The organism is Catellatospora tritici (assembly GCF_019083965.1).
GTDB lineage: Bacteria > Actinomycetota > Actinomycetes > Mycobacteriales > Micromonosporaceae > Catellatospora > Catellatospora tritici.
Map to the genome: position 1 here is coordinate 1 of NZ_JAHRCY010000013.1, position 13,579 is coordinate 13,579.

9 protein-coding genes are annotated in these 13,579 nt (G+C 71.4%); 5 read left to right on the forward strand and 4 right to left on the reverse strand.

The window, feature by feature from the left end; translation table 11 throughout:
• The first annotated feature begins 341 nt into the window (after window positions 1-341).
• The gene (locus KUA19_RS26660) at window positions 342-1,484 is read left to right on the forward strand and encodes a ScyD/ScyE family protein (protein WP_217400257.1); all 1,143 of its coding nucleotides are present in this window, start codon (window positions 342-344) and stop codon (window positions 1,482-1,484) included.
• A 92-nt stretch (window positions 1,485-1,576) separates the two neighbouring features.
• Here the strand turns inward: KUA19_RS26660 and KUA19_RS26665 are convergent, their stop codons facing one another.
• Window positions 1,577-2,836, reverse strand: coding sequence for an FAD-dependent oxidoreductase (locus tag KUA19_RS26665; protein ID WP_217400259.1), 1,260 nt, complete (start codon window positions 2,834-2,836; stop codon window positions 1,577-1,579).
• A gap of 141 nt (window positions 2,837-2,977) precedes the next feature.
• On the opposite strand from KUA19_RS26665, the gene KUA19_RS26670 reads away from it, so the two are divergent.
• Entirely contained in the window at window positions 2,978-4,255 is a 1,278-nt protein-coding gene (locus KUA19_RS26670; RefSeq protein ID WP_217400261.1) for an alpha/beta hydrolase family protein, read from the forward strand.
• A gap of 95 nt (window positions 4,256-4,350) precedes the next feature.
• On the opposite strand, the gene KUA19_RS26675 is transcribed toward KUA19_RS26670, so the two are convergent.
• From KUA19_RS26675 to KUA19_RS43135, 3 genes are read right to left on the reverse strand one after another with little or no spacing between them, the layout of a single operon-like run.
• On the reverse strand, window positions 4,351-5,085 hold the full coding sequence (locus KUA19_RS26675; protein WP_217400263.1) for a hypothetical protein: 735 nt from the start codon (window positions 5,083-5,085) through the stop codon (window positions 4,351-4,353).
• Window positions 5,075-6,640 carry a substrate-binding and vWA domain-containing protein gene (locus tag KUA19_RS43130; protein WP_308167668.1) on the reverse strand — a complete coding sequence of 522 codons (1,566 nt, stop codon included), beginning with the start codon at window positions 6,638-6,640 and terminating at the stop codon, window positions 5,075-5,077. Before KUA19_RS43130 ends, KUA19_RS26675 begins: the two co-directional genes overlap by 11 nt.
• Window positions 6,637-7,857 carry a hypothetical protein gene (locus tag KUA19_RS43135; protein WP_254550184.1) on the reverse strand — a complete coding sequence of 407 codons (1,221 nt, stop codon included), beginning with the start codon at window positions 7,855-7,857 and terminating at the stop codon, window positions 6,637-6,639. The genes KUA19_RS43130 and KUA19_RS43135 overlap by 4 nt, the downstream gene beginning before the upstream one ends.
• 377 nt (window positions 7,858-8,234) lie before the next feature.
• Here KUA19_RS43135 and KUA19_RS26685 point away from each other — a divergent pair, with 377 nt between their 5' ends.
• The 3 genes from KUA19_RS26685 (at window position 8,235) to KUA19_RS44655 (ending at window position 13,472) form a co-directional block, all read left to right on the forward strand.
• Entirely contained in the window at window positions 8,235-10,874 is a 2,640-nt protein-coding gene (locus tag KUA19_RS26685; protein WP_217400265.1) for a discoidin domain-containing protein, read from the forward strand.
• 294 nt (window positions 10,875-11,168) lie between these two features.
• A complete protein-coding gene (locus tag KUA19_RS26690; RefSeq protein ID WP_217400267.1) occupies window positions 11,169-11,756 on the forward strand; it encodes a TMEM165/GDT1 family protein in 588 nt (195 codons plus the stop codon).
• A 318-nt stretch (window positions 11,757-12,074) separates the two neighbouring features.
• Window positions 12,075-13,472 (forward strand): YibE/F family protein, encoded by a 1,398-nt coding sequence (locus tag KUA19_RS44655; protein WP_308167671.1) that lies wholly within the window; start codon window positions 12,075-12,077, stop codon window positions 13,470-13,472.
• Window positions 13,473-13,579 lie beyond the last annotated feature (107 nt).

Sequence of the window (13,579 nt, forward strand, 5' to 3'; positions counted from 1 at the left end):
GTCGGGGGACCCCGCGTCCGGCACCCTGATGACCGCCCTCAACTCGGGCCTGTGAGACCGCGGCGTCCCGGTCCGCCCCCTGCCCGGGGCGTCCCGGGACGCCGCCCCCGCCCGGCCCCGCCCCCGCCCGGCCCCGCCCCCGCCCGGCCCCGCCCCGGCCCGCGTGGCCGTGGGCCAAGATCGTTGCGCGAGTTGCCGGGCAATCGGGCGTATCTTGCGCGGTCATTCCCCCGATTGCCCGGCAACTTGGATGATCTATCGACGGCGCGGAGGCGTGACAATCCGGCTGAAGCGGTCTTATCTGGTACGCGACGATCATTCTGCGCCGCTGGAGGCCCGTCGTGTCCACAACCGCCAAGAGGCTGGCCGCCGCGGCGGCCGCGCTGCTCGCCACGCTCGCCCAGGGCCTGCCCGCCGCGGCCGCGCCCACGGTGACGGTGCTCTACTACGGCCTGAGCAACCCACGTGGCCTCGCCTTCGACGCCGACGGCGACCTGTACGTGGCCGAGGCCGGTCGTGGCGCCGACGGCAGCCCCGACCCGGTCTGCCTGCCCCGGCCGCAGGGCGAGGGCTGCTTCGGTACCACCGGCGCGGTCGGTCGCCTGAGCTCCGACGGCTACGAGCGGCTGCTGACCGGCCTGCCGTCGCTGGCCGGACCCGACGGCACCGAGGCCATCGGCCCGACCGACGTCGCGTTCAACAAGCACGGCCACAGCCTGCTCACCATCGGCCTGAGCGAGGACCCGAAGGTGCGCGCCGAACTGCCCGCCCCCGGGCAGTTGATGGGCGGCCTGTTCACCATGCGCCGTGACCCGAAGAGCTGGCTGACCCTGAGCCTCTACCCCGAGTTGGTCACCGACATCGCCGGGTCCGAGGCGACGGCCAACCCCGACGGCGGCGAGCTGGACAGCAACCCGCAGTCGGTCGCGTACGACCCCGACGGCGCCGTCGTCTCCGACGCCGCCGCCAACGCGCTGTTCAGCGTCAATCCGGCCGGGGCCGTGTCGACGCTGGCGGTGTTCCCCAACCGGGAGGCGGTCGCCCCGCCGAGCTTCGGCCTGCCCCCGGGCACCACGATCGGCATGCAGTCCGTGCCGATGGGCGTGGCCGTCCACGACGGCGCCTACTACGTCGCCGAGCTGACCGGCGCCCCGTTCCCGACCGGCGGCGCCCGCGTCTACCGCGTCGTGCCCGGCCAGGCCCCGACCGTCTACGCGCAGGGCCTCACCACCGCGATCGACCTCGCCTTCGGCCCCGACGGCTCCCTGTACGTCCTGGAGTTCACCCACACCTCGATGTACGGCCCCGCCCGCGGCGTCGGCGCGCTGATGCGCATCCGGCGCGAGGGCGCGACGCCCGAGGTGGTGCTCGGTGACATCAACTTTCCGGGCGGGCTGACCATCCGGGGCGGGAGCGCCTACTTGACCGACTGCTCCACCTGCGCCAACAGCGGCCGCGTACTCCGCGTCCCCCTCCCACGCTAGCGAGGTAAGGAAGGGCCCCTTCTTATCGCATTACGCGGTAGAAGGGGCCCTTCTTAACCTCCGTGCCCGTCCAGGCGGCGACGGCGGCGCGGTCAGGCGGCGGCTCGGGCGTACAGATCGGCGCGGACCCTCGCGGCCGGATTGCCGAAGGCGACCATCCTGGTCAGGCGGGTGCCGATCGGGGTGTGGTGCACGATCGAGGCCATCGTCCGCTTGGCGGCGTCGGCGAACCGGCTGCCGCTGCCCAGCGCACCCTTGGCCTGCAGCTGCTGGAACTTGATCACCCGGCCGATGTCGGCGGTGCGCGGCCCGGTGTACCCCGCCAGCGCCGCCGCGGTCACCACCGCGTCCGGCCCGTCCCGCTCGGCCTGCTCCAGCGCCGTCAGCAGCACCGGATGAGCCAGTACGGCGTCCTGCAGGGCCAGGTTGACGCCCTGGGCGCCCAGCGGGCTGTGGGTGTGCGCGGCGTCGCCGATGAACAGCAGCCCGTCGCGGGCCCACTCGCGGGCCGTGCCGCAGAACACGTCCAGCAGGCTGAGGTCCTTGAGCGCGTGCACGTGCTCGCGGATGCCGTCGGCGTACTCCGGAGCGGCCCGGCACAGGTCGTCGCGGAACTGCCCGAACGGCTGCGCCGCCAGCTGCTTGTAGCCACCGTGCGGCAGCGCCCAGCCGACCTGCACCCCGGGCGGGGCACCGTAGTGGACCAGCATGCGGCCGCCGCCGCCCCGGATCGTCACCGTGCGCGGCGGGTCGCCCTTGACCGGCACCTTGAACCAGAGCAGGTCGAAGTCGAAGACGTCACGCCGGTCGTACGGCACGCCGCTGAGCTGCCGGGTCTTGGAGAACCGGCCGTCGGCGCCCACGACGCAGCGGGCCCGGATGACGGTGCGCCCGCTCGGGCCGGTCACCACCGCGCCGCGTACCGCTCCGTCCTCCCGCACCAGTTCGGTGATCTTCGTGCCGGGCAGGTACCGGAAGCCGGGCAGGCCCTCGCACCGGGCCAGCAGCTCCGCCAGGATGTGCTGCTGCGGCAGCGCCAGCATGTAGTTGTACGCCCCCGGCAGGGTCCGGTAGTCGACCCACAGCACGGCCCGCCCGCCGCTGTAGAGCTGGAACCGGTCGTGCACGTGGCTGCCGCGCCCGCGCGCGGCGGCGAGCACGCCCAGTTGGTCAAGCACGGCCAGCCCACCCGGCTGCAGGATCTCGCCCCGGTACTCCCGGTCGAACGACGAGGACTTCTCCACCACGGTCACCGCCACACCGGAGCGGGCCAGCAGCAGCGCCAGCGTCAGCCCGGCCGGGCCGCCCCCGATGACGCACACGTCAGTGGACCAGTTGTCGGTCTCGGTCACAGTCGCCTCCTTCGTCCCTACGGTCGCAACCGGCGGCTCGAGTCGCGCTCAAGGCGCGCTGGAGACGTCCGCCCGGTTGCTCCGAACAGGCCACTGACCTGCCCCGACCAGGGCACATTGGTCTTGGGAGAGGAGCCCGACATGGATCAGATGACACACGCCACCGCGACTGCCGCCGCCACCGAACCGCAGGACTGTCCCGGCCCGGTGACCGCACGCTGGAAGGCCGAACGCGACAAGCTCGACAAGGAGATCGCCGAACGCGGCGTCGACTGGGACCAGCCCCGGTCGATCTACTGGAACGCCGCGTGCGGCCCGGAGGCGGGTGCGGACTTCGCCGCCGTACGCGCCCGGGTACGCCGCTACGCCGACTTCGCCCCCACCTTCGAGGCGATCGCGCGCCGCCGCGAGGCCCGCGCCGCGGCCGCCGACGCCGCCGGTGACCTGGTCACCTCGCGCGACAACCACTTCATGGCGGCGCTGCACTGGGGTGCGGCCCAGTGGCCGATCCACGCCGACGACGAGGTCAACCGCTTCTACCACCGGCGCAAGCGCGACTGCTTCCGTCGCTACGCCGAACTGGCCGACCACCGCATGGAGCAGGTGACGATCCCGTTCGAGGGGCACCACCTGCCCGCCTGGTTCCACCTGCCGCCCGGCTACACCGGCGGGCAGGTCCCCACGGTGATCGCGGTGCCGGGGATGGACAGCTTCAAGGAGGCGACCGTATCGCTGTACGGCGACCGCTTCCTCAGCCGCGGGTTCGCGGTGCTCGCCATGGAGGGCCCCGGCCAGTACGAGGCCCGGATGCTGGGCGTGCCGATGACCGTCGAGGGCTGGACGAAGGCGGGCACGGCCTGCGTGGACTGGCTGCTGCAGCGGCCGGAGGTCGACCCGAACCAGATCGTGCTCAGCGGGATCAGCTTCGGCTCGTTCGCGGGCACGCTCGCGGCGGCGTACGAGCCTCGGCTGCGCGCCTGCGCGGTGATGAACGTCTGCCACCAGCCCGGTTGGAAGGCCGCGTTCGGCAAGGCGTCGCCGACCTACAAGATGCGCTTCATGTACATGTCCGGCCACGACGACGAGGCCGAGTTCGATCGGTTCGCCAAGACCCTGGACCTGACCCGGCATGTGGACCAGTTGGCCATGCCGTATCTGGTGGCGGCGGGCGAGCGCGACGAGCTGAGCCCGATCGAGCACACCCGCAAGCTGCTGAGGTCGGTGCCGGGTCCGAAGCGGTTCGTCGTGTATCAGGACTCGCGCCACTCCATCGGCGGGGTGCCGTCGACCAACCTCGGCCCGTTCGCGCCGACGCTGGTCGCGGACTGGCTGGCCGCGCGCCTGCGGGGCGAGGAGTTCACCAGCGAGGAATGGTTCATCGACGCCTCCGGCAAGGTGACCGCGACCGCCCTCAACTGATCGCCGTCAAGAAGGGCACCTTCCACCACGCAAAGCGAGCAGATCCTCTGCTCGTCTCGCTGACGCGAGCCGACGAAGGTGCCCTTCCTTACCTGTCAGCGGAAGATGGCGATGGGGTTGAGGACGAGGTGGCCGGTGGCGGCGTCCCAGCCCTGCACCGTGCCCAGGCAGCGGGCCCAGAACTGCTCCTCGGGCACGTCGTCGCGCAGGCCGGAGTTGCTGCAGCGCAGCCGGATGCCGGCCGCGCCCTCGCCGACCGTGCCGTCGCTGTATGGCGCGAGCAGGGTGGTGTGCCGGTCGGAGCCGAGCGTCGGCTCCAGCCGGAACACCCCGCGGACCAGCACGTACGCCCCGCCGCCCAGCTGGCTGAGCTTGACCCGCGAGCGGCGCATGGGCACGTTCCGGCTCGGGGTGACCGCCAGCCGTTCCAGGTCGACCTGGACCAGGTCGTCGGCGAGCACGTCCATCATGATGCCGATGACCGTGATCGGTTCTGCCACTTCCAGGTACTTGCGGAACTCCTCGCGGTTGCGCTCGATGCTCGCGCCGAACTTCACCATCGGCACGTCGCCGTCGGCGCCGACCCGGCGGCGGCTGCCGACCTTGGCCTGCACCTCCTGCTCCAGCGCGCCCTGGTACTTGTACTGGTAGAGGTCCATCACGGACTTGTCGTGCAGGTAGAAGCTCAGGTACGGCGGCCGCCGGGTGCCGCGCCTGCGGTCGGACAGTTGGGCGATCAGGACGCCCACCGCCAGCAGCACGGCCAGCACCGTGCCCAGCCACACCAGCAGCCACGGCCACCACACGCTCCACCACAGGTCAGCAGCCACGGATCTCCTTGAACGCGGTCAGCAGGGAAGTGGTGTCCGCGTCGACGGCGAAGCCGCCGGTGGCGCGGGCGACCCGGTCGAGGTCGGCCCGGTCGGCCTCGCCGTACGCGATGGCGAAGGTGCGCACGGGAGCGGCGGGCAGGTCACGCAGGAGCCGGTCGAGGCTGATCCCGGCGTTGTTCTCGCCGTCGGTCATGAGCACGATCGACACCTGCTGGCGCGGGTCGTCCCGGCGCAGTGCGGCGGCCCGGTCGTAGGCGTGCTCGAGCGCCGACCACACGGCGGTGCTGTCGTCGAACGAGTCCACGCTCAGCCACGAGCGCAGTTTGTCCAGGTCGGCGGCGGAGTTGACGATCAGGTCCCGCTCGTCGAGCACCCGGCCGCCGAACCGGATCACGGTGAACCGCTCGCCGCGGAAGATCCGGCCGAACTTTCCGTCGGGGGTGCGGTCGGCGCCGCCGAGCGCGGCGAAGGCCTGACGCAGCGCCGCGATGCGGGCGCCGCGCATCGAGCCGGAGAAGTCGAGGGTGAACACGACCCGGGTGGGGGCGTGCAGCGCGGGGTCGGCGTACCGGGTCAGCAGCCGGTCGACGACGTCCAGGGTGTCGGGGAAGTACAGCGCGTTGCCCATGGACCCGGCCAGGCGCGGGTCGCGTTCGACGCCCGGGTCGACCGGCCGCCGCAGCGTCCGCTCCATGATCTGCCGCTGCGCCACGGGGCTCTTGAGCCAGGCCACCGCCGTGTCGTACGCCTCGCGCCGGGCCGGGTCGAGCAGCAGCAGCGGGTAGTCGGAGATGACCAGCCCGTCCTGCGGGTAGACCAGTTCGAGCGGCTCGGGCAGGCGCCCGCTGGCGTTGAGGCGCAGCAGCGCCGACTCGTAGTTGACGACGGCGTCCAGTTCGCCGCGGTGCGCGACGAACGCGTCGAGCAGCTTGGCCGAGTCGGGCGCGGTGACGGTGTGGCCGGTGAAGAAGCCGCGCAGCCGGTCGCAGGTCACGTCCTGCGGGCGCAGCGCGCCGCCGTGGCCCGCCGCGGCGGTGGCCACCCCGACCAGCGCGGCCAGCCCGCTGTTGGACTGGCGCGGGTCGGCCATGGCGAATCGCAGCGACCCGGTGGCGGCGCTGTCGGCCAGGTCGGCCCAGGACACCTGGTGGTCGGGTGCGGCCGCGCGCAGCGCCTGCGCCACCGCGGGGGTGACGCCGACCGCGACCGGCGAGGTCATGATGCTGGTGCTCAGCGGCGCGGGGGAGGTGCCGCCGGAGGCCGCGAGCTTGAGCCGGAAGTAGCGGTCGGACGACAGCCAGGCCAGATCGTGCCGGTACGCCCCCGGGGTGAGCGCGTTGGCGGCGTCGACCGTGCCGGTGAGGTCCAGCTGCAGCTCGACGCCGGTCCGGGCGCGCAGCTCATCGAGGATCGGCTGCATGTCGGCCAGCTCGGCGCTGGCCAGCACCCGCAGCACCTGGCGCGGCGGGTCGTCGCCGGTGCAGCCCGCGATGCTGCCCAGCAGCAGGCATCCGGCCAGCACGGCGGCCCAGGACCGGGGTGGGCGCCTCACGGGCAGCTCCCGGTTATCTTGATCATCTCTTCGAACAGCGGGAGCTCGGGCAGGACCGCCTTGGTGTCGTCGCCGCCCGAGGAGGGCACCTGGATGCCGTGCGCGGACAGGTGCTGCGCCAGGGGCAGGCTCTCGGTGACCGTGTCCGGTGCCAGCACCCGGAAGCCGAGTTCGACGGCGCGGCGGCGCAGGTCCGGGTCCTCGGTGACGAGGCGGCTGAGCCGGTCGCCCTGTTCGTTGAGGGCGATCAGCTGCGGCTGGGTGAGGAAGTTGGTCTTCGGGTAGAGCAGCACCCGGCTGCGGTCGACCTGGCCGGTGCGCGCCACCTGGCCGAGTTGGTACGACAGGAACTGGTGCTCGTACACCACGATCACCGGCGCCGAGCCCTTGCCCTCCGGGGTGATGTACGGCCGGAACAGGTCGGCACCCGGCAGCCCCTGCGCGGTCACCAGCGGCTTGATCTTCTGTGCCAGCGCGGTCGCCTCGGCCAGGTCGCGCGGCACCCGGTTGCCGTTGCTGACGAACGCGACCAGCCCCATGTAGGTGCTGGAGGAGTTGGACGAGCAGATGTTGGGGGAGTGGGCCAGGACCGCGTTGCCATTGGAGACGCCGAAGTCCGTCAGCCCCAACGAGTTCCAGGTCTTGGTGGGGTTGGCCGCGACGTCGAGAAACTTGGCCAGGTCGAGCGTGTAGTACAGCGACTGTCCGGCCGGGGCGCCGCGCTGCGGCTCGGCGATGTCCGCCGCGCTCAGCGCCTCGGCGTACTCCCGGTAGGTGGCGAGCACGATCGGACTGGTGAAGGGCCGGTAGACGCGGGTGTAGGCGGGCGGCGTCGCGCTCTGGCGCTGGGCGATGATCAGGTCGGCCGACTGCTGGCCGGACGGGAACACCACGTCGTAACCGGCGAGGTCGTGCAGGGCCACGTCGCGCGAGCCGGTACGGGTGACGTGCACCTGCAGGTGGTGGCGCATCAGCAGCCGCTTGACCTCGGGGTCCTCGAAGAAGTCGCCCTTGGAGGCCATCTTGCCCTCCAGCACGACTGTCTGCTCGAACGGCAGCGCGATGTTGCCTGACGGGATCAGCACGGAAAGCCCGACGACGACGCACGTCAGCGCCGCCCCGAACGGCACGAGGAACCGGCGGCGCAGCCCGAAGGGCGCGGGACGGCTCCGGACCGCCAGTGACGGCTCCGCCACGGTGGTGCTGCCGATCGACACGACGGTCTCCATTGGACTGGACGCGGGCTGCCCATGCGTGAGTTTCGATGGTAGTGGGTGCGCTCCAGTCGCGGTTGGACGGATGGTGAACCATCGGTTGCGATACCGACACCACGATCATCGGCAATCGCTCTCCCATGATCGGCGGAGAATCTTTGCAGCCGTCCACAAACCTCGAATGCTGCCCCGGGCAACAAATAGGCTGGCCAGCGCCCTTGCTTTAACGGACGCGGGCATCTGGTGGCGTCACACGCGCGAAACATGGCCTTGACAGACATTGAACGAGGGACAACTCTCTCTTCAGAGAGCGCTCTCTATCGCCCCACCGGCTCGTCCCCTCGCGCCGGCAAAGCCCGGACCCCGATTTGGGAGAAGAGATGCAACCTGCCCCGCGTCTCGCCGCCTCCCGCGGCAGACCCCTGTACGCCCTCGCGCTCGCCGCCGTGGCGACGCTGCTCATCGCCTACGCCGTCGTCATCGCGACCAACCCGGCCAACGCCGCGGTCACCCTGCTGTCACAGGGCAAGACCGCGACCGCGTCCTCCACCGAGAACGCGGGCACCCCGGCCTCGGCGGCCGTCGACGGCAACACCGGCACCCGCTGGTCCAGCGCCGCCGCCGACCCGCAGTGGCTCCAGGTCGACCTGGGTGCCACCGCGAACATCAGCCAGGTGGTGCTGAACTGGGAGACCGCCTACGGCAAGTCCTTCCAGATCCAGGTCTCCGACAACGCCACGACCTGGACCAGCATCTACAGCACCACGACCGGCACCGGCGGCGTGCAGACGCTCAACATCACCGGCTCCGGCCGCTACGTGCGGATGTACGGCACCGTGCGCGCCACCGGCTACGGCTACTCGCTGTGGGAGTTCCAGGTCTACGGCGAGATCCCGGGCGGCGGCGCCTGCGCCGGCAACGCGGCCCTGGGCAAGACCGCCACCGCCTCCTCGGTCGAGAACGCGGGCACCCCGGCCTCGGCGGCCGTGGACGGCAGCGGCACCACCCGCTGGGCCAGCGCCTTCGCCGACCCGCAGTGGCTGCAGATCGACCTGGGCTCCACCCAGTCCATCTGCCAGGTCGTCCTGACCTGGGAGGCGGCGTACGCCACCGCGTTCCAGATCCAGCTGTCGGACAACACGACCACCTGGACCACCGTCTACAGCACCACCACCGGCACCGGCGGCACGCAGACGCTCAACGTGTCGGGCAGCGGCCGCTATGTGCGGATCTACGGCACCGCGCGGGCCACCGGCTACGGCTACTCGCTGTACGAGGTGGCGGTGCGCACCGGCACCCCGACCTCGCCCAGCCCGAACCCGTCGCCCAGCCCCAGCCCCAGCCCGAGCCCGAGCGGCGACCCGATCCCCGGCGGCGGCTCGCTCGGCGCCAACGTGAAGGTCTTCGACCCGAGCATGTCCGGCGCCACCATCCAGGCGCAGGTCGACGCCGTCTTCCACGAGATGGAGTCCAACCAGTTCGGCACCCAGCGCTACGTGCTGGCGTTCAAGCCGGGCACCTACAGCGGGTTCAACGCCCAGATCGGCTTCTACACCTCGATCATCGGTCTCGGCCAGAACCCCGGCGACGTGCGCATCAACGGCGACGTCACCGTGGATGCGGGCTGGTTCCAGGGCAACGCCACGCAGAACTTCTGGCGCTCGGCGGAGAACCTGTCGGTCTACCCGTCGGCCGGTTTCACCCGGTGGGCGGTGTCGCAGGCGGCCCCGTTCCGGCGCATGGACATCCACGGCGACCTGAACCTGGCCCCGAACGGCTACGGCTGGGCCTCCGGCGGCTACATCGCCGACAGCCGGGTCTCCGGCTCGGTCGGGCCGTACTCGCAGCAGCAGTGGTACACCCGGGACAGCCAGATCGGCGGCTGGGTCAACGGCGTGTGGAACATGGTGTTCTCCGGCGTGCAAGGCGCTCCGGCCAACAGCTTCCCGAACCCGGTGTACACGACCCTGGCCACCACCCCGTTCAGCCGGGAGAAGCCGTACCTGTACCTGGACTCGGGCGGCAACTACCGGGTGTGGGTGCCGTCGCTGCGCACCAACGCGTCCGGCACCAGCTGGGCGGCCGGCTCGACCCCGGGCTCCTCGCTGCCGCTGAGCTCGTTCTACGTCGCCAAGCCCGGTGACAGCGCGGCGCGGATCAACCAGGCGCTGGCCCAGGGCCTGCACCTGCTGTTCACCCCGGGCATCTACCACGTCAACCAGACGATCAACGTCAACCGGGCCGACACCGTCGTGCTGGGCCTCGGGTACGCGACGATCATCCCGGACAACGGGGTCACCGCCATGCAGGTGGCCGACGTGGACGGCGTGAAGGTGGCGGGCATCCTGTTCGACGCCGGTGCGACCAACTCGCCGAACCTGCTGGTGATGGGCGCGTCGACCTCGGGCGTCTCGCACGCGGCCAACCCGTCGTCGATCTCGGACGTGTTCTTCCGCATCGGCGGCGCCGGTCCCGGCAAGGCCACCAACAGCCTGCTGGTCAACAGCAACAACGTGCTGATCGACCACATCTGGGCGTGGCGCGGCGACCACGGCGCGGGCATCGGCTGGACGGTCAACACCGCCGACACCGGTCTGATCGTCAACGGCAACAACGTGCTGGCGACCGGCCTGTTCGTCGAGCACTACCAGAAGTACAACGTCATCTGGAACGGTCAGGGCGGCCGCACCATCTTCTTCCAGAACGAGCTGCCCTACGACCCGCCGAACCAGGCGGCGTACATGAACGGCACGACGAAGGGCTACGCCGCGTACAAGGTGGCCAACACGGTCACCAGCCACGAGGCGTGGGGCATGGGCAGCTACTGCTACTTCAACGTCGACCCGACGATCCACGCGGCACGCGGGTTCGAGGCGCCCAACAACGCCAACGTGAAGTTCCACAGCCTGCTCACGGTGTCGCTCGGCGGCAACGGTGTGATCGACAACGTCATCAACACCACCGGCGCCGCGGCCCAGGGCACGGCCACCGTGCCCGTCAACGTCGTCAGCTACCCGTAACCGCGGTGGGCGCGGGGGGGGGGGGGGGGGGGCCCCCCCCCCCCCCCCCCCCGACGGCGACGTGAACGTGATCACCCTCGGGTGACCGGGCCCGCGCGGCGGGGCTAAGCTCGACAGCGCGAAGGGGAGTAGCTCCCAACGCGGTGGTCGACACAATGGCCCGCCCGTGCGGTCCCGGTCACCCGACCTCGTCTACGACGGGGTGAGCGAGACCTTCGACTTGGCTGAAACGCCGGGTCGAGGTCGTCGCGTGCGCCCAGCCCGGTGTGTGTTCCCGGGAGGGCGAGAAAGTACATGGACGGGTTCCTGGCCGCGCTGCTCATCAGCTTCGGCGTCATCTTCGTGGCGGAGTTGGGCGACAAGTCCCAGCTGATGGCGATGACCTTCGCCACCCGCTACCGCACCAGCACGGTGCTGATCGGCATCACCCTGGCCACGGCCGTGGTCCACCTGGTCTCGGTGGCGGTCGGCGCCGGGCTCGGCGCGACGCTGCCCACCGGCCCGATCAACCTGATCGCCGGGCTGGCGTTCCTCGGCTTCGCCGCCTGGACCCTGCGCGGCGACAAACTCACCGACGCCGACGAGGCACGCGCCGCCAAGAGGCACCGGTCGGCCCTGTGGGCCGTGGCGGGCACCTTCTTCCTGGCCGAACTCGGCGACAAGACCATGCTGGCCACCATCACGCTGGCCACCAGCCACGGCTGGTTCGGCACCTGGCTCGGCTCCACCATCGGCATGGTCGCCGCCGACGCCCTGGCCATCCTGGTCGGCCGCCTGCTCGGCAAGCACCTGCCCGAACGAGCCATCAGGTTCGGCGCCGCCGCCCTCTTCGCCATCTTCGGCGGATGGCTCCTCATCGAGGCCATCACCCAACTGACCTAACCAAGATCGCTCAAGCTGCCGGGCAATCGGGCGTATCTTGGGGCGCCATTCCCACGATTGCCCGGCAACTTGAGCGATCTTGCGCGGCGGCGGCGGCGGCGCGCGCGTCCGCGGCGGCGGGCGGGGCGGCGGGTGCGGCACGGGCGGGTGGGTGGGACTGTGTGGGTGGACGGGGTGGGTGGGACTGTGTGGGTGGGACTGTGTGGGTGGACGTGGGTTCGTCGGTGCTCGGGTGGTCCGGATCGCGTGCTTTACTGGGCCGACCTCGCCGCGGCACCTGCCGTGGCGGCGTGACCGTCTCCCCGCGCAGGAGCCTCCGTGAGCAGCCCGCATCACCACGCCGACGTGACGAACCACCGGTACGGCGACTCGCCGCGTCACGACCACGCCGGTGCCGATCCGGGCGGGCACGGCCACTCCCATGCGCACGGCTCGCAGCCGGTCGCGGTCAGCCGCAGGGCGACGCGGCTGACCCTGGCCGCGCTCATCCCGGCCGCGCTGCTGACCCTGGTCGGGCTGGTGCTGCTGTGGCCGGGCCAGCTCAAGTCCGAGCCGTGGACCGGGCCGCCCCAGTTCGAGGGCGTGGTCCAGGCGGTGCACTCGGTCGACTGCGCCACGGTCCCGGAACCGCCCGCGCAGAGCCCGGACCAGAGCGGGCCGCCGGTCTGCGGTGAGGTCACGGTCCGATTGACCGGCGGGCCGGAGGAGGGCAGCGAGGTCACCACGGCGATACCGGCCGGGCCGGGCGCCCCGCGGGTGTCGCCGGGCGACAAGGTCTTCGTGATCAAGACCGATGACTCGGCCGAGGGTGGCGGGGTCACCTACGACATCCTGGACCACGACCGCGGCGACGGCATGTGGGCGCTGGTGCTGGCGTTCGTGCTGGCGGTGGTGGCGTTCGGGCGCTGGCGGGGCGTGGCCGCCCTGGGCGGGCTGGCGTTCACGTTCGCGGTGCTGCTGATGTTCATCGTGCCGGCGATCCTGCAGGGCAGCTCGCCGCTGCTGGTCGCGATCGTCGGCTCCGCGGCGATCATGCTGGTGGTGCTGTACCTGACCCACGGGATCAACATCCCGACCTCGATGGCGGTGCTGGGCACCCTGGCCGCGCTCGCGCTGACCGGCGGGCTGTCCGCCCTCGCCGTGAGCCTGCTGCACCTGACCGGCATGTCCAGCGAAGAGTCGCTGTACGTCACCTTCGTCAACGGCGACATCAACATGCCCGGACTGCTGCTGGCGGGCATCCTCATCGGCGCGCTGGGCGTGCTCGACGACGTGACGGTCACCCAGGCGTACACGGTGACCGAGCTGGCGCAGGCCAACCCGGCGCTGGGCTTCGCCAAGCTGTACGCCGCCGCGGCCCGGGTCGGCCGCGCGCACATCACCTCGGTGGTCAACACCATCGTGCTCGCCTACGCGGGCGCGTCGCTGCCGACGCTGCTGCTGCTCGTCGCCGGTGGGTCGCCGCTGGGCACCACGCTCACCTCGGAGTTCCTGGCCCAGGAGATCGTTCGCTCGATCGTCGGCACCCTCGGCCTGATCACGGCGGTACCGATCACCACCGCGCTGGCGGCGCTGGCCGCCAGCGGCGGCAGGCGCGAGCGGCGCCGGACCCCCTCGCCCCGCCCGCAGCGCCCGCGGCACACCGACGCCCTCGAAGAGGCCTGGGGCGTCCCGCCGGAGCGGCACGACACCGCCGGGTATCACCGACACGGGTGAACCGTCCGGTGTGGCCGGAGAAAATCCGGCGAACTGAGCACGATTGCGGAAGTCTGGCACGCCCGATTCCGGTAAGTTTCGCGAGTTACGCGCTCGTCCGAACGACC

What these genes read in the sequence shown, in the direction of transcription:
- KUA19_RS26670 (WP_217400261.1), top strand. Translation starts at nt 2,978, where the DNA reads ATGGATCAGATGACACACGCCACCGCGACTGCCGCCGCCACCGAACCG.
- KUA19_RS26690 (WP_217400267.1), top strand. Translation starts at nt 11,169, where the DNA reads ATGGACGGGTTCCTGGCCGCGCTGCTCATCAGCTTCGGCGTCATCTTC.
- KUA19_RS26685 (WP_217400265.1), top strand. Translation starts at nt 8,235, where the DNA reads ATGCAACCTGCCCCGCGTCTCGCCGCCTCCCGCGGCAGACCCCTGTAC.